Origin of the sequence: Ruegeria discodermiae, assembly GCF_030758345.1 — a bacterium.
Lineage (GTDB): Bacteria > Pseudomonadota > Alphaproteobacteria > Rhodobacterales > Rhodobacteraceae > Ruegeria_C.
Genome location: NZ_JAVAMO010000017.1, coordinates 19,172 through 44,774, shown reverse-complemented (window position 1 = coordinate 44,774; position 25,603 = coordinate 19,172). Strand labels below are relative to the sequence as shown.

At 58.4% G+C, this 25,603-nt stretch carries 22 protein-coding genes and 2 pseudogenes; 7 read left to right on the top strand and 17 right to left on the bottom strand.

The window, feature by feature from the left end; genetic code table 11:
- Positions 1-66 precede the first annotated feature (66 nt).
- The 7 genes and pseudogenes from Q5Y75_RS23690 to Q5Y75_RS23660 all read left to right on the top strand — a co-directional run.
- A complete protein-coding gene (locus Q5Y75_RS23690; RefSeq protein WP_306202177.1) occupies positions 67-2,802 on the top strand; it encodes a molybdopterin-dependent oxidoreductase in 2,736 nt (911 codons plus the stop codon).
- Between the two features lie 27 nt (positions 2,803-2,829).
- A complete protein-coding gene (clrB, locus tag Q5Y75_RS23685; protein ID WP_306202175.1) occupies positions 2,830-3,810 on the top strand; it encodes a chlorate reductase subunit beta in 981 nt (326 codons plus the stop codon).
- A complete protein-coding gene (locus tag Q5Y75_RS23680) occupies positions 3,810-4,565 on the top strand; it encodes a molecular chaperone TorD family protein (protein WP_306202173.1) in 756 nt (251 codons plus the stop codon). The genes clrB and Q5Y75_RS23680 overlap by 1 nt, the downstream gene beginning before the upstream one ends.
- 11 nt (positions 4,566-4,576) lie before the next feature.
- Positions 4,577-5,341 carry a DOMON domain-containing protein gene (locus tag Q5Y75_RS23675; protein WP_306202171.1) on the top strand — a complete coding sequence of 255 codons (765 nt, stop codon included), beginning with the start codon at positions 4,577-4,579 and terminating at the stop codon, positions 5,339-5,341.
- Between the two features lie 3 nt (positions 5,342-5,344).
- A complete protein-coding gene (locus tag Q5Y75_RS23670) occupies positions 5,345-6,442 on the top strand; it encodes a P-loop NTPase (RefSeq protein WP_306202169.1) in 1,098 nt (365 codons plus the stop codon).
- Positions 6,443-8,287, top strand: coding sequence for a beta propeller repeat protein (locus Q5Y75_RS23665; RefSeq protein ID WP_306202168.1), 1,845 nt, complete (start codon positions 6,443-6,445; stop codon positions 8,285-8,287).
- 63 nt (positions 8,288-8,350) lie between these two features.
- A pseudogene (locus tag Q5Y75_RS23660) lies at positions 8,351-8,638 on the top strand (transposase); the annotation flags it as partial.
- A 38-nt stretch (positions 8,639-8,676) separates the two neighbouring features.
- Here the strand turns inward: Q5Y75_RS23660 and Q5Y75_RS23655 are convergent.
- The 17 genes and pseudogenes from Q5Y75_RS23655 to Q5Y75_RS23575 all read right to left on the bottom strand — a co-directional run bounded on the left by Q5Y75_RS23655 (position 8,677) and on the right by Q5Y75_RS23575 (position 25,583).
- The gene (locus Q5Y75_RS23655) at positions 8,677-9,585 is read right to left on the bottom strand and encodes a 2-dehydro-3-deoxygalactonokinase (protein WP_306202166.1); all 909 of its coding nucleotides are present in this window, start codon (positions 9,583-9,585) and stop codon (positions 8,677-8,679) included.
- A gap of 8 nt (positions 9,586-9,593) precedes the next feature.
- Complete coding sequence (locus Q5Y75_RS23650; RefSeq protein WP_306202165.1) at positions 9,594-10,763, bottom strand: mandelate racemase/muconate lactonizing enzyme family protein; 1,170 nt, start codon at positions 10,761-10,763, stop codon at positions 9,594-9,596.
- Positions 10,760-12,220 (bottom strand): NAD-dependent succinate-semialdehyde dehydrogenase, encoded by a 1,461-nt coding sequence (locus Q5Y75_RS23645; RefSeq protein ID WP_306202163.1) that lies wholly within the window; start codon positions 12,218-12,220, stop codon positions 10,760-10,762. The genes Q5Y75_RS23650 and Q5Y75_RS23645 overlap by 4 nt, the downstream gene beginning before the upstream one ends.
- Positions 12,221-12,227: 7 nt before the next feature.
- Positions 12,228-13,844, bottom strand: coding sequence for a GMC family oxidoreductase (locus Q5Y75_RS23640; protein ID WP_306202161.1), 1,617 nt, complete (start codon positions 13,842-13,844; stop codon positions 12,228-12,230).
- Entirely contained in the window at positions 13,841-14,293 is a 453-nt protein-coding gene (locus Q5Y75_RS23635; protein WP_306202159.1) for a hypothetical protein, read from the bottom strand. The genes Q5Y75_RS23640 and Q5Y75_RS23635 overlap by 4 nt, the downstream gene beginning before the upstream one ends.
- A 9-nt stretch (positions 14,294-14,302) precedes the next feature.
- Complete coding sequence (locus tag Q5Y75_RS23630) at positions 14,303-15,523, bottom strand: sugar ABC transporter permease (protein ID WP_306202158.1); 1,221 nt, start codon at positions 15,521-15,523, stop codon at positions 14,303-14,305.
- A complete protein-coding gene (locus Q5Y75_RS23625) occupies positions 15,513-16,328 on the bottom strand; it encodes an ATP-binding cassette domain-containing protein (protein ID WP_306202156.1) in 816 nt (271 codons plus the stop codon). Before Q5Y75_RS23625 ends, Q5Y75_RS23630 begins: the two co-directional genes overlap by 11 nt.
- Positions 16,329-16,340: 12 nt before the next feature.
- On the bottom strand, positions 16,341-17,315 hold the full coding sequence (locus Q5Y75_RS23620; protein ID WP_306202155.1) for an ABC transporter substrate-binding protein: 975 nt from the start codon (positions 17,313-17,315) through the stop codon (positions 16,341-16,343).
- A gap of 251 nt (positions 17,316-17,566) precedes the next feature.
- On the bottom strand, positions 17,567-18,325 hold the full coding sequence (locus Q5Y75_RS23615) for a FadR/GntR family transcriptional regulator (protein ID WP_306202153.1): 759 nt from the start codon (positions 18,323-18,325) through the stop codon (positions 17,567-17,569).
- A 526-nt stretch (positions 18,326-18,851) separates the two neighbouring features.
- Entirely contained in the window at positions 18,852-19,424 is a 573-nt protein-coding gene (locus Q5Y75_RS23610; RefSeq protein WP_306202151.1) for a transposase, read from the bottom strand.
- Positions 19,425-19,462: 38 nt separating this feature from the next.
- Positions 19,463-19,651 (bottom strand): annotated as a pseudogene (locus Q5Y75_RS23605) (transposase); the annotation flags it as partial.
- Positions 19,652-19,791: 140 nt separating this feature from the next.
- Positions 19,792-21,414, bottom strand: coding sequence for a dihydroxyacetone kinase subunit DhaK (locus tag Q5Y75_RS23600; RefSeq protein ID WP_306202149.1), 1,623 nt, complete (start codon positions 21,412-21,414; stop codon positions 19,792-19,794).
- Positions 21,415-21,425: 11 nt separating this feature from the next.
- On the bottom strand, positions 21,426-22,421 hold the full coding sequence (locus tag Q5Y75_RS23595; RefSeq protein ID WP_306202147.1) for an ABC transporter ATP-binding protein: 996 nt from the start codon (positions 22,419-22,421) through the stop codon (positions 21,426-21,428).
- Positions 22,414-23,511 carry an ABC transporter ATP-binding protein gene (locus Q5Y75_RS23590; RefSeq protein ID WP_306202145.1) on the bottom strand — a complete coding sequence of 366 codons (1,098 nt, stop codon included), beginning with the start codon at positions 23,509-23,511 and terminating at the stop codon, positions 22,414-22,416. Before Q5Y75_RS23590 ends, Q5Y75_RS23595 begins: the two co-directional genes overlap by 8 nt.
- Positions 23,512-23,515: 4 nt before the next feature.
- Positions 23,516-23,704 carry a hypothetical protein gene (locus Q5Y75_RS23585; RefSeq protein ID WP_306202142.1) on the bottom strand — a complete coding sequence of 63 codons (189 nt, stop codon included), beginning with the start codon at positions 23,702-23,704 and terminating at the stop codon, positions 23,516-23,518.
- Positions 23,701-24,639 (bottom strand): carbohydrate ABC transporter permease, encoded by a 939-nt coding sequence (locus Q5Y75_RS23580; protein ID WP_306202140.1) that lies wholly within the window; start codon positions 24,637-24,639, stop codon positions 23,701-23,703. Before Q5Y75_RS23580 ends, Q5Y75_RS23585 begins: the two co-directional genes overlap by 4 nt.
- Entirely contained in the window at positions 24,636-25,583 is a 948-nt protein-coding gene (locus Q5Y75_RS23575) for a carbohydrate ABC transporter permease (RefSeq protein ID WP_306202138.1), read from the bottom strand. Before Q5Y75_RS23575 ends, Q5Y75_RS23580 begins: the two co-directional genes overlap by 4 nt.
- Positions 25,584-25,603: the final 20 nt, after the last annotated feature.

Sequence of the window (25,603 nt, the reverse complement as noted above, 5' to 3'; positions counted from 1 at the left end):
TTCGCTATCGTGAATGTCAGCAACGCGACCCATTGAAATGGGCGACCAGCCATAGGGAGGAAGACTATGCTGCGCATGAAGCGTCGTGAGTTTTTGCAGACATCATCACTTGCAGGGGCCGGAGTGCTGGCTGCAAATCAGGCATGGTCCCTGAACCGGCTGGAACCGATCGAGGACACTCTCGCCGATGAATACCCCTATCGTGACTGGGAAGACCTCTATCGGCGCGAATTCACCTGGGACAAGATCGGCAAGGCGGCGCATTGTATCAATTGCGTCGGCAACTGTGCCTTCGACGTCTACGTCAAGGACGGCATTGTCATCCGCGAGGAACAGCTGGCCAAGTACCCGCAAATCAATCCCAACGTGCCCGATGCCAACCCGCGGGGGTGCCAGAAGGGCTCGATCCATTCGGCCGCGATGTATGAAGGCGACCGCCTGCGGTATCCGATGAAACGTGTCGGAGAGCGCGGCGAGGGCAAATGGCAGCGCATGGAATGGGACGAGATCACCGAGGAAATTGCCGACAAGATCATCGACATCTTTGAAAACCACGGGCCGGGTCAGCTAATGACGCATACCGGGTCAGGGAACCTGTCCATGGTCAGGTTCGCAGCGCCCTACCGGTTCGCCTCACTGGTGGGCGGGGTGCAGTTGGACATTTTCACCGATGTAGGCGACCTGAACACCGGCGCACATCTAGCCTATGGCAACCCGCTTGAGAGCTTTACCTCGGATGCATGGTTTGATGCCGACTATATCTTGATGTCGCTGTTCAATCCGAACGCGACACGCATTCCTGACGCCCACTACCTGTGGGAGGCCAAATATAACGGCGCGCGGGTCGTGTCGGTGGCACCGGACTATAACCCATCCTCGATTCATGCCGATCTGTGGATGCCGATCAAGCAGGGGGCAGACCCGTTTCTGGCCATGTCGATGGTCAATGTGATCCTCGAAGAAGGGCTGTACAAGGCCGATTTCGTCAAGGAACAAACCGACCTTCCGGTGCTGGTGCGCACGGATAACGGCAAGCTGTTGCGCGAGGCCGATCTGGTCGATGGGGGCTCGAACCAGAACTTTTACCACTGGGATCTGAACAGCAACGCCGCCGTGATGCTGAAGGGCTCGATGGGGTCCGAGGAAAAGACCATCGCGCTTGAGGGCATCGACCCGGCGCTGGAAGGCACGTTCACGGTTGAAGGGATCGAGGTCACGACCGTTTTTGAAAACGTCCGGGCAGAGGCTGCGAAGTATACGCCTGAGGCGATGGTAGAAACCACCGGGATCGCCGCCGAAACCGTGCGTGGCGAGGCCCGTGCCATTGCCGCCGCCAAAAAGGCGATCCTGATGCTGGGGTTTAATGTCGGGCGCTATTCGAACGGCATCTTCACCGGCTGGTCGCAGGCGCTGGTGCTGGCCTTGACCGGACATGGCGGCAAGACCGGCGGCATGGACACTTCGTGGATCGACTGGAAACACGTGCCGTGGCTCAGCCTTGCGCTCTACGGGTTCGAGAAATTCCCGCGGCTGGAACCCGGCGGGCTGGGTGAATTTCAGCGCGGCCACATGATCGAACATGCACGCGAGTATTTCGACGCCGAAAAACTGAAGAAGCGCGTGGGCTTTAACGTCGACGAGATGGAAGAGATGATCAATGAAAGCATCTCGGAAGGCTGGATGCCCTATAGCGGCGACGTGAAAGGGCTGATCTCGATCGCGGATAACAAATTTCGCCGCAACAAGTTCGCCGACAAATACCGCGACCGCATTCTGCACGAGGTCGAAGAGCTGTTTGTCGATATCAACGTCCGGATGGACAGCACAGCGCAGTGGGCCGACTATCTGCTGCCCGCCGCGAGCCACTATGAGGCATGGGATCTGCGCTCGGTCGGGTTCCATCGGTTCATCAACGTTTTCTCGAGGCCCGTGGACCCGATCGGCGAGGCCAAGCCCGACTGGGAGATCATGGCCCTGCTTAGCCAGAAGATTCAGGAACGCGCCATCGCGCGGGGGATCACCGAAGGCTATCAGGACGGCGACGTCACCCGCGATCTGCACACGATCTACGATGACTACACGATGAACCAGACCCTGCTGACCGACTATGACGCCACCAAATGGCTGGTCGACAACAGCCCCGAAATGGGTGGCATATCCCTGGAAGAGGCTGCCGAGCAGGGCTTTATCGTGATGAATGCTGAGGGCGGAAACAACCAACCCATCCCGCCGGATGAGCCCTATAACCCCTTCGTCGCCCAAACTGTCGACAAGAAACCCTATGAGACGCTGACGGGTCGCGTGACGTTTTACTGCGACCACCCGACGTTCGAGAAGATGGGCGCGACCGTCCCGACGGCACGGCACCACGCGGGGGCCGAGGCGTCGAACTTCCCGCTGTCGTTCTATTCGCCGCACACCCGCTGGGGCATCCATTCAAACTGGCGCTCGAACAAGTTCATGATGCGCCTGCAACGGGGGGAGCCGAACATCTACATCAATCCCAAACTGGCCGCCGAAAAGGGTATCACCGACGGATCGAACGTGCGCATCTTCAACAGCGCAGGCGAGTTCTTTGCCCAGGCCAAGTTCTACCCCAGCCTACCCGACAAAACGATCATGATGGAGCATGGCTGGGAACCGCATCAGTACCAGCAGATGAAACCCATGAACAACACCATGGCCACGCTGATCCAGCCGCTCGAACTGGCGGGGGGCTGGGGGCATCTGGGGTTCAAGCTGTTCAAATGGAACGCAAACCAGCTTGCCCATGAAAGCGGCATTGACGTGGAGCCGGCATAAGCGCCGCGCAAGAGGGAGGATTAAGACATGGCTGTGAAACGTCAACTGTCCATGGTGCTGGACCTGAACAAATGCATTGGCTGCCACACTTGCACATCGGCCTGCAAGCTGCAGTGGACCAACCGCAATGGTCGCGAATATATGTATTGGAACAACGTCGAAACCATGCCCGGCACCGGCTATCCCAAGAACTATGCCGAGATGGGTGGCGGGTTTGACGCAGACGGCGCCCTGCGGCTGGGCACCGAACCCAGCGCCGAGGATTACGGGGTCCCTTGGGACTACAACTACGAAGAGGCGCTGATGACCGGCACCGACCCTTGGTTGCGCCCGAATGTGAAGCCGACCTGGGGCGCCAACTGGGACGAGGATGAGGGTGAGGGCGAATACCCCAACACTTACTACTTCTACCTACCAAGGCTCTGCAATCACTGCGACAACCCCGCCTGTCTGGCCGCCTGTTCGCGCAATGCGATCTACAAGCGCCAAGAGGACGGGATCGTTCTGATCGATCAGGAGCGTTGCCGCGGCTACCGCTATTGCGTGTCGGCCTGCCCCTATAAGAAGGTGTATTTCAACGAGGAAATCTCGAAATCCGAGAAGTGCATCTTTTGCTATCCGCGTATCGAAAAGGGCCTGCCCACGGCCTGCGCCAAACAATGTGTCGGCCGCATCCGCTGGATCGGGTACCGCGATGACGAAGAAGGCCCGATTTACACTCTGGTCGACAAATACAAGGTGGCGCTGCCGCTGCATCCCGAGATGGGAACAAAACCCAACGTGTTCTACGTTCCGCCGCTCTCGCCACCCAAGCTGGACGAAAACGGCGGCACCACCACCGAATCCCGCGTGCCGCTGGAGTATCTGGAAAGCCTGTTCGGCGATGGCGTGAGTGCTGCGCTGGACACCATAACCGCCGAACGTGCCAAAAAGGCCGAAGGCGGCGAGAGTGAGCTGATGGATACCCTGATCGGCTATCGCCACGCCGAAATGTTCAAGCTCAGCTGATGTCGGTCTCATTCTCATGTCCCCCGCCCAAAGGTGACAGCCCCGCACGGGCGCAGGCCAAGGAAACGATCTGGCGTCTGGCGGCTCTGGCCTTTGGGCATCCTTCGCGTGACCTGTATGCGGCCATCACTTCGGGCGAGTTTCAGGCGGCGTTCAGCGCGGCCTGGACGGATGTCACCGGTGCAGGCTGGCCGAAAATGCCGTCCTCACCCGACTACGACAGCTTCGAGGCGGGATATATCCGCGCCTTTTTGCACGGGGTCGGAGGCAAACCCACAGCTGCCCTTCTGGCCGGGGATCACGAACATATCCTTGCCGGGCTGACGCGGCCTGTTTTAATGCTGAACATCGCTGCGTTCTACCGTCATTTCGGGCTCCAGGCGGCAACCTCGGACGAGGGCCGCAACGACGAACCCGACCACATGGCAAGCATGTTCGAACTGATGTCGGTGCTCTGCCATCTTGAGGCGCGCGCGCTTCGCGAAGGCAAGGATGCCTCGGGCTATCGGCGGGCGCAACGGGACTTCCTGTGTCGCTATCTTGGCCCGACGCTGGACGCAGTGGCCGGGCTGCTGCGCCATCATACTGTGCCGCTGCTGGACCCCACGCTGATGCAGTTGGCCCAGGACCTGCACGGCTGGGCCGAGGCGCAAATTCACGAGCTTGAGGCCCGTGTTGGCCCGTTCCGCGACCCGGATGCACCCCGCGCCGACACCTCTCAGACCGCGACACCCGCCCAAGACCTATGGGGATAAGGAGATCAAAGATGTACAAAACGATCACATGCCTGACCGCCCTTGCACTGCTGTCCACCCCGCTGATCGCGGTCTCGGAAACGCTGGCGGATGCCAATGTCAAACTGCTCGAAGCGTATGACGGCGTCAAAGTCTCGACCATCCCCGATGGGATTTACCTGCGCCGCGTCAATGACCCCGATGACATCATCTGGGAGCGGTTGCCTGAATACCGCGTGTCGATGTCGCCCGCCCCAGCAGTGCATGAATCTGTCGAGCTGCGGGTCAACTACGAGGCCGAGCCCAGCTTTCTGTACATGACGCTGGCCCGCACGTCCGAGCGCTTCTATGTGCGCCTGCGCTGGGTCGATGACACCCCGAACGCGGCGACTGCGTTCGACAAGTTCCGCGATGGCGCGGCGGTGCAATTTGCCCTTGGCAGCGACGATACCTCATATGTCATGGGCGACGGACCGGACAGTGCGGTCAACATCTGGTACTGGCTTCCCGGTGGTAACACCGTCCAGAACCTTGCCGCCGGGGGGCCGGGCAGCACCACGGTGCTGGACGAGCAGCCGGTCAGCGGCGACAGCCAGTATATCAACAACGAAGGTGATCCGAACGAATGGACGGTCGTCATGTCGCGCCCGATCCAATCTGAGGGCGCGCATAACGCCTCTCTGACCCGCGACACAGTGCCGATAGCCTTTGCCGTTTGGCAGGGCGCCGACAAGGAACGCGATGGGCTGAAACGCGTATCGGACGGCTGGATTCTGCTTGATATGACGTCGGAGTAAGTCGTGGATTTCCTGACCCCGGAAGAAAAGGCAAGTGTGGTCAAAACCGATTGCGGTCTGGGCCACGCCTGCCAGTTCTGCCCGCGTGAGGCCGAGTGCACACTGGACAAGCCCCACCACAACAAGGTTTTGATCGAATACCGCCTGCAGCAGATCGACCAGATCATCGTGGTTCTGGCCAACAAGGGCGGCGTGGGCAAAAGCACCGTCAGCGCCAATCTTGCCGCCGGGCTGGCCCGCGACGGGTTCCGCGTAGGCGTGGCGGATGCGGATATTCACGGCCCTAATCAAAGCCGGTTCTTCGGCTTTGCCGGTGCCAAAATCCGCACCTCGCAATCCGGGCTGGAGACGCATGATTATCAGGGTGACGGGATCACGCATCCGGTACGGATTGGCTCGCTGGCGTTTATGCTTGAGGATGACACAACCCCGATTGTCTGGCGCGATGCCTATAAGCACGACTTTATTCACCACCTGATCGGCAGCTTCGACTGGGGCGCGCTGGATTTCCTGATCGTGGACATGCCGCCAGGAACAGGGAATGAACTTATAACCCTGTGCGACATACTTGAGGGCAGCAATACCTCGGCCGTGTTGGTGACCTCGCCGCAGGCGGTGGCGCAGATGGACAGCCTCAAGGCCGGACGGTTCTGCAATGAACGCGGACTACCGGTGGTGGGCGCAGTCGTGAATATGGCCGGTGTGCAATGTCCCCATTGCCGGGAAGAATTCCACCTGTTCCCCGATGCAGGTGTGACGCAGGCCTTGAGCACGCTCGGGATCGACAAGCTGGCCGAGATCCCCCTGTCACCCGAACTGGCTATGGGATCGGACAGCGGCGTGCCAGTTGTGGCCGACCAGCCCGACAGCGTGGTGGCGCAATCTTTCACCCCAGCAATCCGTGCGGTGGCGGCGCTTGGACAGCGCGACTTTCACCGTTCGGTCGCGGCATCTCTGCCCGATGTCTTTGCCGAGAACCTGCAGGACCAGGACCTGCAGAACGCGTTGGTGGCCCATGGCTTGAGCGCCGAACTGGCTGAGTTGATGGGCGCCGAGGCGGAACGCGTGAAACATGCCGGAGCCGAGAGGGACAACGGATAAATGGATGGATCACCTGAGATGATTTCCCGCCGGGGCCTGCTGCGCGGCAAGTTCGGGTCCCGACCGCGCGAGGCAAGGGGATGGTATGCTGTCGCAGGGCTGCCGACCGGGCCGGGCAACGTGTTCTGGGATGGTTGGGCCGACGACGACGGGTTGTTCGTCGTTGGCGATGATGGCGTCATAACTCATTTCGATGGTGAGGTGTGGGAACGGATGTCTAGCCCCGCTCCGGTGCCTGTTCATGCGCTTTGGGGCCGGGACCGGTCCGAGCTTTGGGCCGTAGGCTGGATGGGGTTGATCCTGCGTTTTGACGGTGCCGAATGGCACAAAATCCGCGGCTGCGTGGTGGATGCGGGTGGCAAATACCCCTCAACCCCAGAGAACACGCCGTTGTTTGGCATTTGCGGCTCAGACACTGGCCAGGCTTGGGTTGTCGGGGATCGGGGGACAATCCTGCATTTCGACGGGACAGATTGGGCCGCCGAAGTCTCCGGCACCCGGGCACATCTGCGCAGCGTCATCCGCCTGAACGACGGGCGGTTGTTGGCGGCAGGCGGGGACGGCACCGTATTGCTGCGTGACACCGAAGGGTGCTGGGCGCCCCTCCCATGCTCCGTCGCCTCGAATTTCACCGGGGCGTTTACACTGGAGGATGGCGGCGCGCTGCTCTGTGGCGGACGCTATTTTGTGGATGCAAATGGCTTTCGCGGTGATCTGGTCCGATGGGATGGCGAGACGTTTGAGAAGCTATTCACCGACCAGGAATTCAGCCGCTTTCGTGCGCTCGGACGCTCGGGTCAGGGCACGCTTGCCGTGGGCGATAGCGGACATATCCACCTGATCCGCGACACCCGCATCGACCGGGTTCAGAGTGGCACCGGACACGATCTGTTAGGCCTTGTCTCTCTTCCCTCGGGTGAGGCGATGGCCGTAGGTGATTTCGGCACCGTGCTTGTCGGCGACGATCAGGCGCTGACCTGTTTCGCTCCGGCTGTTCAAGCCGGGGCCGAGCCTTCAGTCTGGGCCGAAAAGACAAGCGGTACGGATCGGCAGTTATGGGGGATGTGGCACGACCCGACCCATGACCAGCTATATGCCTGCGGTGAGGAAGGCACAGTGCTGGTGCAGGATCGCGGCAAGTGGGAGGCCCTGCCCCCTGTCGGCGACCTTGGCATCCACGACCTGACCTGCGCGTCCGATGGCGGGTTGCTGGCCGCCGGGCAGTTAGGTGAGATTCACCAATTCGACGGCACCCAATGGCGCGAGCATTTCGACCTGCACATGGATGTCACCCTTCTGTCACTTTGGTCGGACGGTGCAGGCCAGATTTTCGCCGCTGGTGACGAGGGTCTGGTACTGCATTGGAACGAAACAGATTGGCAGCGTATGCCGTCCGGCACCAAAAGCGCACTATACGGGCTTTGGGGAATGGACGCCGAACATTTGCTGGCCGTGGGTGATTTCGGTCAGGTCATGCGCTGGAATGGCCAGCGCTGGGATGAGTTCAGCGCCGGAACCGAGCATTTCCTGTTTGACGTCTGGGGCCGCTCGCTGAGCGATATCTTTGTCGTTGGCCTGTCGGGCACGATCGGGCATTTCGACGGCACCCGCTGGACGATCACGCCGGTGCGCGCCCGAAGCGATCTGCTGGCAGTCACTGGAACCAACCAGGATGCGATGGCCGTGGGCGCTGCCGGGGCAGCGGCCCGGTTCGACGGTCAACGCTGGCATCTGGACGCCACAGGGACCACAGCCGGACTGCGCGCAGTCGCAGTGGACGCGCAAGGTCACTACTTTGCCTGCGGAGATGGCGGCACGATCCTGTCCCGCACCCCGGAAAGTTAGGGTCAGGATGCATCGATTTTCGATGCGCTGCATGATTCACGGCTTGGAAAACGCAGCGGTGACATGAGCGACCTTTTCTGGCTGACCGACGAGCAGATGGCAAAGCTTTCCCCTTTCTTCCCGATATCGCACGGCAGGCCACGGGTCGATGACAGAAGGGTGCTGAGTGGGATTATTTTCATCAAACGCAATGGATTGCGATGACGAGACGCGCCTGAAGCCTATGGACCTCCCAAGGCACTCTACAGTCGGTGGAAACGTTGGAGCGAGAAAGGCCTCTTCGCCCAGATGATGGTTTGCCTGGCTGCCAAACACGGCGAGAAAAACACCGTGATGATCCACCCAACCTACCCTCTAGCAGTTAAAGGGATTGCTCCAATGCGTGGAAACTAAGAACTGAAACACCTTCTTTGGTGCTGATAAGCTGCCGTAAGCCCGCTCAAAGTTATTTCTGAGACCTCCGTGACCCTCCCACTGGCGCCCATGAAACCCAAAGCAGTCAGATAAAGCTCACACAGCGTTGACGCACCAATCAAAGTCACCGTTTGATCCGTCCAATACTGTCTTACTGACATCAATTCCTGACCGATCAGTAGACCTGAAAGAGTGGCACGGGCTTGCGCGCTAGTTTGCTTTCCAACCAGCATACCCGCACGAATTGCGAAAAGGCGGCGCGGCAAAGCGGCAGGGTCGTCTGCTGCCAAGCGGATTGCCGCCTCAAAGGCGCTATCACTCCACCCATGATTAACCATCGAGTGTGACAAGACGGAAGCTCTGGAAAAGAACGCGAATTGTTCGCCGGTCATACACGTTTCGAATTCGATAATGGCTCCATCTGCGACTCGGACCCATTTCGTGTGTGTTCCTGGCAAGCAAACGATGCCGCGAAAATCGGGAACAAGATGAAGCAACCCAGCAATCTGAGTTTCTTCACCGCGCATCACATTGGCTGGTGATTGCTGCTTAACACCCGGCAATATGCGCACCTCTCGCGATGCGTCACTTACCCTGATGGCACCCGCCCCTAGCTTATCGAGACGTGTTGGTGCCGTTAGGTATGGGGCCTCACACCAACCTTGTGCGGCCCCAGCCATGCCGCAGATAATGGCTGGAACGTCCTGACCTATGCCCAATTCATTCAAGTTTTCTTCAAGTACGCGACCAAAATCACTGGGTTCAAGATTTGACATGCCAAATGGGCCATCGGTCTCGGCAAGAGTCTTTCCACAAGCATCCAACACCCATAGACGAAAGCCAGAGGTTCCCCAGTCAACTGCAATGAAGGAAGGGTGAGACATAGCGGGATTCAACTGAAGATATCGTATTGGCGGATGAAGTTCCGGTCCGGCTCCACCCCCAGGCCGGGCCCATTTGGAATTTCTACAAAACCACCCGTCGATGCGACTTGGGATTGAATGTTTAGTGAATTCACAAGCAGCTCATCTCGGAACTTATTGTCGGTCGTATCAAACTCGAGCATCGGTTCCCACGGGAACAACCCGCCTGGCAGGGGCGGCATTGCTGCGAGCAGGTGCATATTGGCGGCCACAGCGACGGCTGAACCCCATACGTGATTTACAACCGGAGTGAAATGTGCGTGGCACAAGGCCAAAACGCGCAGATATTCTGTGATACCTCCGAGTGCGCAGACCTCAGGCTGCGCGATATCTAAACCCCGGCTTTCCAACAAGGCGCGCCAGCCCCATCGGTTGAATTCAGCCTCGCCTCCCGAGATGTTGACGTTCAAACCAGCGCGCAGCTCTCGATATCCATCAAGATCTTCCGGGGCGACGGGTTCTTCAAACCAGTATGGGGCGAACTCTTCCATCGCGCGACCGACGTAAAATGCGTCATGCGTCGTGTAGCCGTGGTTCGCATCGACCATAAAGCGATAGTCATCGCCGATGCCCTTACGCACTGCTTCGATCAGACGTACGTCATCCTTTGGGCCAAGCCCCACTTTCATTTTCGTCGCGCTGAATCCCATTTCCTTGATTGAAGCGGCTTCGTCCGTGAAGCGGGCGACCAGACTGTCCGTACCCTCAGGACGGAGCATCATGCCGTAGCCGTAGACCTGAATGCGGTCGCGATGGGTACCCCCGATGAGTTTATGCAGAGGTAAGCCTGCGATTTTGCCTGCGATATCCCACAGTGCGATGTCGACGCCAGAAAGTGACTGTAAAGGCATTCCCTTCTGGCCATGGTCGCGCATCAGGTTGTAAACTTTGTGCCAGATCACATCCCGGTCTAGTGGGTCCATACCTAGAACCATTGGCTGGATCACCTGCTCGACGATCCCTTTGTTGGCCACAGCGATATTACCCGCACCAAAACACTCGCCCCAGCCTGTGACGCCTTCGTCAGTCTCCACCTCGACAAGATGGGCTGTGCGCTTATGGTAATACTGCTGAGAATAGCCTAGCGGCTCGGGCAAATCGTAGCTGAGAACATGGCTGGAGACACGGGTGATCTTCATGGGTTCAACCCTCCAAATCCGGTGTTATCGAGGGCGCGCGTGATCCGCTTTTTTACAAGATAATCGTGTAGCGCGAGGCTCGAGCAATCATGCCCGATCCCCGACTGACCGATCCCGCCATGCGGCAGGTCGATATCGTACTTCACCCCGTTGATTTGAATTTCGCCATAGCGCAGATGCGCGGCGTAATGTTCGGCCCGCCCCAGATCGCGCGTGAACAAATAGGCCGTCAGCCCACCTTCTTCGCAGTCATTGGCCATTTCTAAAAGCCCGGTTTCATCCGTGAACGGGATTAGGCTGACGATGGGGCCAAAGGTTTCCTGTCGATAGACTTCCATCGTCTCGGTCACGTTGTCCAAAACGGTAGGAGCGATGTAGTAGCCCTTGTTCAGGTGCGGGGGTCTGTCCCCCCCCGCAAGCAGGGTCGCGCCGTCCGCGATTGCATCGTCAATCAAACCCTTGATGCGCGCCCATGCGCGGCCATCAATGACGGGCCCCGTTGTGATGTCGGCAGTTTTGTCAAACCCAACGGTCGCCGTATTTGCCCTAGCCACCACTTTTTCGGTGAACGCCTCACGAACCGCGTCGGCCACAAATACACGGTTAGGCGAGACGCAAATCTGGCCGGCATTGGTAAACTTTACCCCGGTCACTATGTCTGCGGCCAAGTCGAGGTCGGCGTCTTCAAACACAACAACCGGAGCGTTGCCGCCCAGCTCCATCGAATAGCGTTTGATCGATGTGGCACCGGTGCGCATGATGTGCTGCCCGGTCCGGGTCGAGCCGATCAGGGTCACGACTTGTGGGATGGTCGAGGCGGTCAGAGCATCAGCGACGTCATACCCGTCCGTACAGAGAATTTGCACCACTCCTTTCGGCAGGTCGATTTTATCGCAAAGCGCGCCCACTGCATAAGCCGAAATTGGCGTCGCCTCGGACGGGCGAATGATGATCGGGCACCCGGCCGCCATGGCCGGGCCAATTTTGAACGCCAGATTCAACAAAGGGAAATTCCACGCAAGGTAGGCCACTGCAACCCCGGTGGGCTCATAGACCATGCGATGTGAATGGGTGCCAGCCCGGTCGCTTAGGCCATAATCCTGAACGCGGGCAATTTCCTCGGCATAGAAATCCAGAGAAACGACTAGCCTGTCCCAATCCTCATGCGTTTGGGCCCAAGGCTTGCCCATTTCCTGATGCACGCAGTCGCGCAGAAACTCTTCATGGGCAATCACTTCATCGCGCAGCCGTCGCATCCACGTTTGCCTGTCCGCAATCGATGTCGCAGCCCAACTGGGAAACGCAGACTTCGCGGCCCGTAGCGCGCGCTCGACATCAGCGAAGCCGGCCGTGGTGACGGTGGCGATGTGATTTTCAGTGGCGGGATTGATGACCTCTTTGCGTCCGCTGCCATCTGTCAGCGCCCCATCAAGGTAGATTTGCGTTGGAAACTCCATGGCCACCTCAATCAAACAGCGTTGCGATGTTGGTTTTGATCCGGTCCCCGATAAAGAGCGCCAGCGCCTGTATCGTGGAGGTCGGGTTCACTGCCCCCGCCGTCACGAAAATCGAACCATCCACGATAAAGAGGTTCTTTACGTCGTGGCTGCGCCCCCATCCGTTCACAACAGATGCCCCGGGATCATTGCCCATCCGGCAGGTGCCCATCTGGTGCCACCCTGCCCGCCACCAGACCTTGTCGCCCTTGGGCAGAATACGCCTGGCCCCGGCGGCCAACAGAACTTCTTGGGCGCGGGCCTCGCCATGTTTCAGCATCGCCTGAGTGTTTTCACCCAGGCGATAGGTGATCTTGGGGGCCGGGATGCCATCGCTATCGGTCAGATCTGGGTCGAGGGTCACACAGTTATGTTCTTCCGGCAGATCTTCCGTCACCACGGTCAGACCAGCGAGATAGGGGTAGACATTGTCCATAATCTCTCGGTGTTCAGCCCCCCATGGAATGGGATTGTCGATCCCATACCCGCCAAGCGCATAGGTCATCGGTGTGGTTGAACGCCCCGAATGCAAGCCGTAGCCGCGTACAAACTCACGGTCAGGGTCGCTTTCGTAGAACTCCTGAGAGAGGATCGAACAGGCCATCGGCCCCTCGTGCCCTTTCATTGGCTCATCAAACACGCCCGCAACGCCGGTAAGCGGATGGAACATCAGGTTCTTCCCGACCTTACCGGATCGGTTCGCCAAGCCCTCGGGAAACAGCTTGGACTTTGAATTCAGCAGCAAGCGCGGTGTTCCCACCCCGTTGCAGGCCACGATGACCAGTTCCGCCTTCTGCTCATACACCTGCCCATCGGCCGCATGATAGAGCACTCCGGTCGCGAACCCGCTGGCCTCGTCCACCAATATCTCACGGACACGCGCTTTGGTGCGAAGTTCAACACCTGCATTTTCGAGCATCGGCCAATAGGTGAAATTGGTTCCGCCCTTGGCGCCGGCCGCACAACCCAAATCGCAAGTCCCGGCATTCACGCATTTCTGGCGGCCATCGTCGTTTTCGCTCAGGATCGCGACATCAGACGGCCACCAATGCCAGCCTTTTTCATTGAACCCGCGCGCCAGAGTTTGCCCGAGCTTGCCCATCGGAATGGGTGGATGCGGCGGTGTATAGTCGGGATAGGCCGGATTACCTCCCAAGCCGGAGACGCCCGTGTTGCGGTCGTTCATGTCATAGAACCGCGCTAAGTCGTGATAATCGACCGGCCAATCCTCACCCACGCCATCCAGCGATCTGGTTCGAAAATCCGACGGGCGCATCCGCGGCCAGTGGCCCAGGAAGTTGATTGTTGACCCGCCCACGCCATTCCAGTTGACCGGCGTGATGCAGCTATCCTCCGCGTTGATCGGGTAGTCCTGCGGAAGACCTCGTACGTTCGGGTCGCAAGAAAACTCGGCGTACCGAGCGAGTTCATAATCCTCGCGGCGCGATGGGAAGTCTTTGTCCAGCAGATGGTCACCCTGTTCCAGGCACAGAATGCGCATCCGTGTTTCCAACAGAGACCAGGCAATCGCAGCGCCTGATGCCCCCGCACCAATGATCAGAACGTCAACGGGTTCGAGTTTCATGCCTGACCTCCGGTAGGATCGCGAAACACTGGCCCACGAGCGCGCACAGGCGCGGTCAATTCATTCAAAAGCGCGGGCGGATCACTGGCGACCTCGTACCCGGCTGGATGCACAGGATGCGATCCTACACCGACCTTGGCGCGCATATCCGGGCGACTGTAATAACCTTTGTAGGTTTCCGTGAGCAGCAAACTGAACGCCTCGGGCAATTCGGATTCCAGCTGGCGGACGGTATGGGGAGTAATACCGCCCGCCAGTTCGCCGGCGCGGGCTATTAAGGTTACAAGCGCGCTGTTGAGAGCGGGATTGCGCGCAGCCGCCTCTGTGACGAATGCCGCCACACCCAGTTCTCCCGCCGCCGGGATGTCTCGGTCGCGATTTGCGGGAATGAGGACATCAAGGATCGCATCGAGCGCCAACTGTGGATTGATGGTTTTATGCGCTGACATAGCCGCCTCCTACCTTCCGCTTCCATTGCTCGGACGCGACAAGGCATCAATCGCAACGGCCAAAAGCAGGATTGCACCGGACACCATCAGCTTGTCCGCCGCGCTTGCCCCGGTCAGGTCCAGCCCGTTTCCGAGCGATCCGATGACCAGGGCGCCAAGGATTGCATTCCAAACTGACCCGCGACCGCCAAAGAGAGAAGTGCCGCCGATTACTGCCGCCCCGATCGCCTCAAGCAGCAAGGAGCCACCGGCGAAGGCCGTATACGATACCGACCCATAGCGGGACGCTCCGAAAATTCCGCCAATAGCGGCCATAAGGCCAACAATTGCGAAGGCCGAGACCCGAATACGTTTGACCTTCATCCCCACGCGCCGCGCGCTTTCAGCATTCCCGCCAACAGCAAACAGGGATCGACCATACGGTGTGCTGGTTGTGATCCACCCCAAGAGTGCAGTGATCGCAACAAGCAGCACCAGCAACAACGGCAGGGACCGATAGGCGTTAAGCGTCAGTACCACAGCCACGACAATGACGGTGAAGGCGATCACTTGACCCCACAAGGCGAGAGCACTGTCCAGTTCCAGACCCAGCGCCTTGCGCCGGGCTTGCTTGCGCAGATTGGCATAGGCAAAAAGACCTACAACGGCCAATCCCAGCACGATTCCCCAAAGGTCCGGGATCAAAACCCGGGCTATTCCGCGCACAAACGGGTCGCCGACATTCAGGTTTCCTGTCGGCAGGATCTTCTGCATCAGGCCCTGATATCCAAGAAGCCCAGCTAGCGTGACAACAAATGAGGGGATGCCGACATAGGCAACAAGCAAACCTTGCGCTGCGCCCATAATGATGCCAACGAAAATCACAATGATGCAGGCTGGCCAACCGGGCACGCCGCTAAGCACCAGCACGCCCAGAAGCGCAGCGCAAACACCTGCGGTTGCGGCTGCGGACAGGTCGATGTCCCCCAGCAGCAATACGATTGTTATCCCAACCGCCAACGTGGCAATCACCGCAGATTGCATAAACAGGTTGTAGATATTGCGCGGGCTTAGAAAGATCGCGCGAAAACTGTCTGCTTGCCCGCTTATCAAATCAATGAAAGGCAGGACGAGCCCAAAATACCCCCAGATTGCTGCCAGCGCGAGGAGGACTGGAACAAAGGTCCCGAACTGCGTCTCGCGTAGGGCGCTGAACCGGTCAAGAAACGTCAATTTGGCATCAGGCTGCATTGCCGTTCTCCGTGTCCAGGCCGCGTGTCATGGCGACGACAATTTCATCCGGATTCGTTTCGGATGTGGTGTATGTGGCGACATTGGTACCGTGGCGCAGGACGGTGATCCGGTCCGAGACCTCAAAAATGTCGCGCATGTTGTGCGAGATGTAGACGACCGCGTGGTTCGTCTCGCGCAGGCGCTTGACGACCTCCAGCACTTGACGGGTCTGCGCCACGCCCAGTGCGGCTGTGGGTTCATCCAACATGACCACCGTGCTTTCGGCGCCCACGGCGCGCGCAATGGCAATGGCCTGACGTTGACCGCCTGATAGGCCGCCCACCTTGGCCCGGACCGACTGAAGGGTGCGGACTTCAAGCCTGTCGATGGCCTTCTTGGCCTTCACTTCCATTTCCAAGTCATCGAGCGGACGCAGAAGACGCGGCAGGAAACTCCAGCCGGGTTTAACGGGTTCAGATCCCAGGGAAAGGTTGGCCGAAACATCCAGATTTTCGCACAAAGCAAGGTCCTGATAGACGATCTGAATACCCAGCTCACTCGCATCATTGGGCGATGTCACTTCGGCCGGCTTGCCGTCGAGAAAAAACGCACCGTCATCGGCAAGATGCGCGCCGGCAAGTACTTTCATCAGCGTGGACTTGCCCGCGCCATTGTCACCAACAAGAGCCATCACCTCGCCGCGTGCGACCTCGAAGTCGACACCGCGCAGGGCGTGCACGCCACCAAATCGTTTGTGGATTCCACGCACAGCAAGGTGCGCTGGTGGGGCAGCTTGCCCCACCACTTTGTTTTCAGACGTCATAACCTGACCTTGTTACTTGCAGAAGTCGGTTGAGGCAGCTTCGCCCTGACAAACCATGTCCTTGGTGATCGAAGCATCGTTTTCGATCACATAGGCAACACCTTCTGCACCGATGGCCGAGTAAGAACCAACAGGCACATAGGCCACTTCCGCGCCGACACCATTGGTGACGGTTTGCGGTGCAAGGTCCGAGAAGTCCTCACCGCTAACCAGCCGAACCGTGACCTTAGCCGCAGCGGCAGCCATGTCTTCCAACGGACGCCAGCCACATTGGGTCTGTTTGCCCAGCAGCATCAGCTGTTGCGCCTGCACCGTGCAGTCCAGCCCCGAGACCGGGACCGTTCCGGCCATGCCCTGCTCTTCCATCGCGGCGATGGCGGCACCAGCATTGCCATCATTGGAAGACACGACACCCTGAACATTGTTGTCCAGCTGAGTCAGCGCCTGATCCATCGAGCGGCGCGCAATGGCGGGATCCCAGCCCTGTGTCCAGTTTTCATAGCCCATGACCCGTGCGCCGCTTTCAAACAGCGGCGTCAACGCGCGCAGTTGACCGTTATGGATAACGGCAGCATTCGGGTCGGTTGGCGAGCCTTTGAGCATTACAAGAGTATCGCCATCCTTGGTGTTCTCGATCACGTGGGTCGCCTGATCGAACCCCATGCCTTCCAGATCGGCCTGCACCCAGAACGTGGTGTTAGGCGAGTTGATCATCCGGTCATAGGCGATTGTTGGGATGCCTTCTTCGGCAGCCGTATCCGCAATGATAGCCGAGCTTTCCCCATCGATGGGAATGACTACAAGAACCTTTGCGCCTTGAGTCAGCGCCTGTTCCGCCTGACGCTGCTGCGTTGCGGTATCATTATTGGCATTGAACACCTCAACTTTCACGTCGGGTGCAATCTCACCCATAGTGCGCACAAACGCGGCCGCGTCCTGCTGTTCCCAGCGCGGATTCACATTTTCTGGCAGTAACAGGGCGACCATGTCTTCCGCCGATGCCGTTCCGGCCGCCACTAACGCAGACGTCGCGACAGATCCAGCCAGTAGGCCTTTCGAAAGCTTTGAAAACATCATATCCTCCTCGTCGATGTTTCTGGCGCATTGCGCCGGATTATCTGGTGGAGTTCTCCCGACAATTCGGGCCAACCTGACGACATGAGGCTGGGTTGAAGCATGTCTCGTGTCGTCACCACTAGCCCGGCCACCTTTCCGGGAAGTGGAATTTTCATCCCTTTTTATTCGCTTGCGCCACGTGTCGCGTTGAAATCTGGCAAAGCTCCTGAGAGGCGTTCATAGGTATCGGCCAAATGCTCGCGCATCGCGGATGAGGCCGCTTCACTGTCGTGAGCCTCTATCGCCTTCAACACTTGCCGGTGCAGTGGCAAAGATCGTTCGTTTTTGCGTGGATCGCTGTTTGTCACTTTGATTGAGCTCAGGAGAGCCGAAAAGATCACGCCCTCCAGAGCGATAAGAACTTCATTGTTTGCAGCGCGCAGGACGGAGCGGTGAAACAATGCGTCGGCGACCACGAAGTCCTGGATCGACGTCGCCTGCTCCATGTCGTGCTGTGCTTTGCGAATGTCTTCGATCTGTTCTGGCGTTGCCGTTTGAGCCGCCCAGCCGGCAGCATTGGGCTCCACCATTTGCCTGACATCCATCAACTGGCGCAGAAACTCGGGCTTCGGCTCGATGCCTTGATGCCAGGCCAGCACATCATCATCCAGAAGGTTCCAGCTTGCGCGCCGCCGAACCCGTGTTCCGCTGCCGCGACGCACCTCCAGCAGCCCCTTGCCAACCAACAGCTTGATCGCCTCACGGACAACAGACTTGCTGACCCCGAAACGGGTACACAGCTTGTTTTCGTCATCGATCAAACTGCCTTCAGGAAAATGCCCGGCAACAATGCGTCGTCCAAGTTCCCGACACACTTGCGTTGCAAGACCGGGCGCCACGCCCGCGGAATCTTTCAGATCGTAGTACAGAAGTTCACTCATGAGGTGATAGTAAACATCTGATGTTTTCTTTGTCCAGATGTTTTATTCCAGACGGGGATCCTGCGTGCAGAAGTTGATTGGTCTGTTGGGTTGGGTCGCGCTTTCCGCTTGGCAGTTATTCTCTTCGCCCACGGGATCTGTCGCAAAGTTTGAAAACTGGTCATCTCGACCAGCTGCTCCGATCAAACCGGAGCAGCTGCCGATGGGAATCTCGCCCAATTCGATAAGTTCCAGCATTCGTTTCGGAACCAGGGAGAAACTTTGCGACAGATCCAAGAAATTCGGATCGAAAGCCGCTTAAATGCACTCATAGGTTTCGAATCCAGACCTTTTGATCAGTATCTTCACCAAATGCGGCAGTTATGGCCTCAACAGAAATATGAAACCGTCGTGACAAGGTCACCGCGTCGACCGGAACAAAGCTAGAAAGGTCCCGAACCTGGCGACCCCAATCAAAGGAAATGATCTCATAGGAGTGTATTGCATGGATCAGAATTGGGGCGGATTGGCCCCTTGCCTGATCACTTCAGACGACGCGCTCATACACCGCACGACCGAGGCCAGCCATGCGGTTGAGCGCATTTGATGCTATTTTCGCTTCGGCTATTTGATTGTCAAAATGACGCGTTTGCAGGCGATCGCCAATAGCTTGTTTCCATCTGCCGATCTGGGCTTCGACCCGTGATCTCTGGTTGTATCCCGTCATCGTTTGCCAGCTCATTCTGCCACTTTGAGCGATGACATCGATGTGGTGCTTGCGTTGTGCGTTCTTGCCGTGAACCGCGTTTTTCGGCGGAGGAATAATGATCTCAACCTCATGCCCGAACTTCTCGATCAGGCAGTCTGCCACGCCCTGGCCGTCATACGCACCATCCGCCAGAAACCGGCTCACATCGTCATCAATGTCAGTGAGCAAAGCTGGCAGTGCCGTTTCATCGCCCACATGTTCAGTGGTCGACTCCGTCGCGGCGATTTTGCCCGTTACCGGATCGAGGGGATCTGTCGCAAAGTTTGAAAACTGGTCATCTCGACCAGCTGCTCCGATCAAATCGGAGCAGCTGCCGATGGTAATCTCGCCCAATTCGATAAGTTCCAGCATTCGTTTCGGAACCAGGGAGAAACTTTGCGACAGATCCCCTTGATCGACAGGCAGAATTGGATCGCCGCATTCGAAAAGACCGGCGGTCGACCAGGCCGACCCTCATGCGCCGCCAACCAGGTCACATCCTTGTCCAGCCAGACAAGAAGAGACCCGCGCTTCTTAAGGGCAGCGTTGTAGTCAGACCAGTTCGTGACGCGGTAACGGGCGGATGATGGCTTACTCATCCAACCCGTCTAACCATGAGGCTTAACGTTGTGAATCCCTCGCACAAAGAGTTCTGCAACAACGCCGGTTTGAATCACGCAGCCGAGTTGACGGCAACCAATTTAGTGGGTCCAGAACCTAGCAGCCTCGGTTCCTGCATCTACCCCGTTAGCCGTTCGAATAGCCGCGCAACGGCTTCAGCACCGGGATCGACATGGCCGCGCAGTTGCTCGGCATTAATGTATGATGCCCGTCCAGCCCGCGCGCGCAGCATCTTAGCGGTTTTGTCGGCCCCTGCGCGAGCCGCCTCGGCCGCATCCGGCAGGCCATTTTCCAGCTTTTCCAACGCGGGTTTTAGCGCATCAATCATAGTCCGGTCGCCCGGCTGTGCGCCGCCGATCTCTTGCATGCGGCTCAGGCCAACATGCAAGGAATCCCGCATTGTCTGGCCACTGGACGCCGCGTCGCCTGCAGCCGCAAAGAAGATGGCAAGCAAGACACCGGATGATCCACCCATGGTCTGGCTCAACTCTTGGCCGATGGCCCGGTAGAGTTGCGTATGATCTGCCAAAGGCAGACTGTCCATTGCGGCAATCAATGCGCGCGCCGCACCTGCCAGGGTCGAGCCGGTATCGCCATCCCCCGATTTAGCGTCCAATGCGTTCAGGTCCGCCTCGGCGGCGATCAGAATCTCGCAGCACCGGGTCAGGAACGACCGCGTTTCAGGGTGATCTGAGGCCAGTGGTTTGATTGGTTTCAAACCGTCCGGCAGGTCCAGAACAGGCACGTCGACCACTGCATTCACACCAGGCCATGCGCTCAGAGGCGTCGTGGCCTGGAGTGCCATCAGGTCCTCAGCCGGTGCAGGATAGACCGAGATAGAAAATCCGCGCATTTCAAGCGATGTCATCATCGCGGCGGGGCCAACGATGTGACTGATCTGCGCAGCAATGGGCGCATTGGCCAACTCATGCGCAAGGATCGACATTTCCAGAACCGACGCACCTCCCAGATTGTTCAGAAGCGCCACATAGCGCTGATCCGGCTTCATATTGGCGCTGAGCTTTTTAACCATCATCGCGATTGCGGTCTTGGCATCGGAATAATCGACCTGCTCGATGCCAGCTTCGCCATGAATGCCCAGTCCGAGCTCGGCCTTGCCGGTTGGAATACGGTCCTCTTTCGGGGCCCCCGGTACGGTACATGTATCGAGGGACATCCCGATCGAGGAGGTGCCCTCTATGACGCGCTCAGCCGCAGTGGTCACCGCATCTAGGTCAGCGCCATTCTCGGCCAAAGCTCCGGCGATCTTGTGCACGAACAGCGTGCCCGCCACGCCTCTTGCCTGCGGTAAATCCGGTAGCGCAACGTCGTCGTCCACGATCACCATATTTACGTTCAGGCCAAAGGCCCGCGCACGCTCGGCGGCAAGGCCAAAGTTCAACCGGTCTCCGGTATAGTTCTTGACGATCAGCAAACATCCTGCCGGACCCGTGACCGCCAGAATTCCCGCCAGAACCGCATCAACCGAAGGCGATGCGAACACGTCGCCGCAAACGGCAGCCGTCAACATCCCCTCACCGACAAAACCGGCATGGGCCGGTTCGTGTCCCGATCCGCCGCCCGAGACCAGCGCGACCTTAGACTTGTCCCAATCGGTGCGCACCACCACGCGGATATGCGGGTAGCCGTCCAGCCGTGCCAGGCGCCCACCCGAGGTTGCGATCACGCCATTCACGGCTTCGCCGACAATGTCTTCTTTTTTGTTGATGAAATGGGTCATGTTGATCTCTTTCACTGAATCCGAGCGCCAGCGGCGTCAAAGAAAAACGGGTTGTTGGGGGCGATTTTGACGATGTCGCCTGACTTCAACGGGGTGTGGGTGTCCGTCACCGTGATCAGGTCATGGTCCCTGAACGACAGGTGCAGGCGGGTTTGATCACCCAGATGCTCGACCCGCGTGACAAGACTTTCCTGACCATCGCCCTGTCCGATCTGTTCCGGGCGTAGGCCAATGGATTTGGCACCCGACGGCGCGTGGCCAAAAATATCCGCAGGCAGAATATTGATCCGGGGCTGCCCCAATCGGCTGGCAGCATAGATGCTGACCGGATCCTCGTATATCTCGCGCGGAGTGCCGAACTGAACCAGTTTACCGTGATCCAGAACGCCCACATGGGTGGCCATGGTCATTGCTTCGATCTGGTCATGCGTCACATACAGCAGCGTTGCACCGCTGTCGGCCTGAATACTTTTCAGCTCGACCCGCAGATCGGCGCGCAGCTTGGCGTCCAGCGAGCTGAGCGGTTCGTCCATCAGATACACTTCGGGGTTGCGCACCAGAGCGCGCCCGATGGAAACGCGCTGCATCTCGCCACCGGACAGGGCGGTCGCCTTGTTTTCAAGCTTATGCGCAATCTGCAAGGTCTCGGCGACGCGCTGTACCTTGATCTTGATCTCATCCTCCGGCGTTTTCAGCAGCGGAGAGCGCAGCGGGAAGGCCAGGTTTTCGTACACGGTAAGGTGCGGGTACAGCGAGTATTGCTGGAACACCATCGCCACATTGCGTTGCGCCGGGGTCAGCCCGTTCAGGGATCGGCCATCCATCAGAACTTCGCCCTCATCGGGCTTGTCCAGACCGGACACCATGCGCAGCGTTGTTGTCTTCCCCGCGCCGGTCGGCCCCAGCAGAACCACAAAAGCCCCATCCGGGATGGTCATCGACACGTTGTCCAATGCGACCGTGTCGCCATAGGTTTTCGTCACATTGCGAAGCTCGACCTCAGCCATGGTTCAGAACCCCTTGATTTGCGGCAGAGAGCAACGCCCTGCCCTTTTCCATTTCAAAGACCGTGATCGTGCGTTCGTCAAAGCGCAATCCAGTGTTTTCACCAACTTCGGCACGGGTGCTGGACGGGATACGCGCCTTGATTTCGCCGTGTGGCGTGTTCAGTGTCACGATTTGCGTGGTGCCCAGATATTCTGTTGCGGTGACCTCTCCTCGGTAATCCGCACTATCGTCGAGGTGTACATGTTCAGGGCGCACACCCAGAACCAGGTCGCCGCGCGCACCGCCGAGTTGTTCGGGCACTTTGATTTCGCTTTCCGCCAGTTTGACCGCAGTTGTGCCCGTACCCACGATGCCATGGAAGTTCAGGAAGTTCATCGCGGGTGAGCCTATGAAACTGGCCACAAACATCGTGGCGGGCCAGTCATAGATATCCTGTGGGACGCCAAACTGTTCGACAACGCCGTGGTTCATGACCACGATCTTGTCACCCATCTGCATCGCCTCAAGCTGGTCATGGGTCACGTAAACCGTAGTGGCCCCCATCCGGTCATGCAGCGCGCGCAGTTCCTCGGACATATGCTCGCGGAACTCGGCATCCAGCGCCCCCAGCGGTTCATCCATGAAGAACGCCTTGGGATTGCGCACGATGGCACGGCCAAGCGCGACACGCTGGCGGTCGCCACCGGACAGGCCTCCTACAGGTTTCTTGAGAATGTCGGTGATCCCCAGAATCTGGGCAACCTCATCCACCTTCTCTTTCACCTGCGCCTTGGGCATACCCTGGCTCAGCAGCGGATAGCTGATGTTCTTACCCACATTCATATGCGGGTAGAGCGCGAACATCTGGAACACAAAGGCGATATCACGCTGGCTGGCGGGCTTCATGCCCACCTCTTCACCGTCGATATAGATCTCGCCGCTGGTGGGTAGCTCCAGCCCGGCCATCATGCGCAACGTCGTGGTCTTGCCACAGCCCGAGGGGCCAAGCAGCATGAAAAACTCGCCATCTTCGATGGTGAAACTCGACGACTGAACAGCCGTGAACGCCCCGAATTCCTTGCGCACACTTTCAATTCTGATCTGTGCCATGTGTTTATTCCGGGAAGTGGCTGACGATGATAAACATCACCGTGCCAATCAGCGTGACAATGAAGGAATAGGTGAACAGTGCCAGCACAAAGGGCTGCATCAGCATGATGACGCCCAACGCGATAAGGATCGAGGCCATCATTTCCCAAGGGCCACGGCGCAGCCGCAGCAGGCCATTGATGAAAGTAATCATTTGCGAACCGCTCCGAATGTGATGCCGCGCAGCAGATGCTTGCGCAGAAGGATGGTGAAGACCATGACAGGCACCAGGAAGATGGTTGCCCCGGCAGCCACGGCGGGCCAGTCCTTGCCGCCGACGCCGATGATGGTCGGGATAAAGGGCGGCGCGGTCTGGGCGGTACCCGAGGTCAGCAGAACTGCAAAGGCGTACTCGTTCCACGCAAAGATCAGACAGAAGATCGCGGTTGAGGCGATGCCAGTGGCCGCCTGCGGCAGCACAACTTTGTAAAACGCCTGAAAGCGTGTGTATCCGTCGATGAGCGCGGCCTCTTCATATTCCACCGGAATCTCGTCGATGAACCCTTTCAGCAACCAGACCGACAGCGACAGGTTGACTGCTGTATAAAGCAGGATCATGCCCAGATGGGTGTCGTTCAGCCCCAGTTGGCGGAACATCAGAAAGATCGGGATAGCAACCGCAATCGGCGGCATCATCCGCGTCGACAGGATGAAGAACAGCAAATCATTCTTGAGCGGCACCCGGAACCGGCTGAACGCATAAGCCGCAGCCGTCCCCAGCACCATGCACAGGAAGGTGGACCCAAACCCGATGAAGATCGAATTCATGAACCGCTCACCATAGCGAGACCGACCAGTGATCACCTGCCCCTGTTCGCGGACCATTTCATCATACCAGGTTTCTGGCGGCGGCAGCGCGTCCAGATCATCCTGATTCAGGCGGGTGCGCTGGGTGAACAGGTTGACATACCCTTCCAGCGTCGGCTCGAACACGACCTTGGGCGGGTAGGCGATGGAATCTGCAGGCGACTTGAAGCCGGTTGCGATGATCCACATCAGCGGCAGGATGGTGATGACCGCGTAAAGCACCACAGCCGTGCCCGCGAACCACTTCGTCCGGATGGACGGTTCTGTGACGGAAAAGCTCATCTTTCTTTTACCTTGTTCAGGGCTTTGACGTAGATCGACGCAAGGCCAAAGACGGTGACGAACAGGATGACCGCATAGGCCGAGGAATAGCCGGTGCGCCATTTCTCGAACGCTTCACGTTTCAGGTCGATCGAGGTCAATGTGGTTGTATTGCCCGGACCACCGCCAGTCAGCTGCACCACAAGGTCGAACATCTTGAAGTTCTCGATGCCGCGGAACAGCACGGCCAGCATCAGAAACGGCAGAGCCATCGGGATGGTGATCGTCCAGAACTGCCGCCATTTGCTGGCGCGGTCGCATTCCGCTGCCTCATAGATCGAATCTGGAATCGACCGCAACCCTGCCAGACAGATCAGCATCACAAACGGGGTCCACATCCATGTATCGACGATCACGATGGCCCAGGGGGCCAGTTGCACGTCGCCGATCATCGAAAAGCTGGATGGATCACCGCCGGTAAAGAACGTCACCACGTAGTTGAACAGGCCGATCTGCGGCTGATAGAGGAAGGTCCAGAAATTGCCGACGACCGCAGGGCTGAGCATCATGGGAAACACGATGATTGTGGTCCACATATCGTTGCCCTTGAATTTCATGTTCAGCAGATAAGCCAGCGCGAAACCGATCAGAACCTGCAGAACGATGGTCCAGATCAGGAAATGCGCGGTCGCCTGCATCGTCATCCACGTATCGCTGTCGGTCAGGATACGCTCGTAGTTGCGCAGACCGACAAAGTCGATGTCGCGGTTCGGGCGGTTAACCCTGTAGTTGGTAAAGCTCAGCCGGATAGTCCAGATCAGCGGAAAGATATTGACCGCCAGCAGCAGGAATATGGACGGCGCGACAAAGATCCAGGCAATGGCCCGATCTGACAGGCCGCGCACTTTTCGGGCCATGGGCTCGGGTGTCGCTTCGGCGATCTTATCCATCGGAGTGTGTATCATTTTTTGATCCCTCATCGACG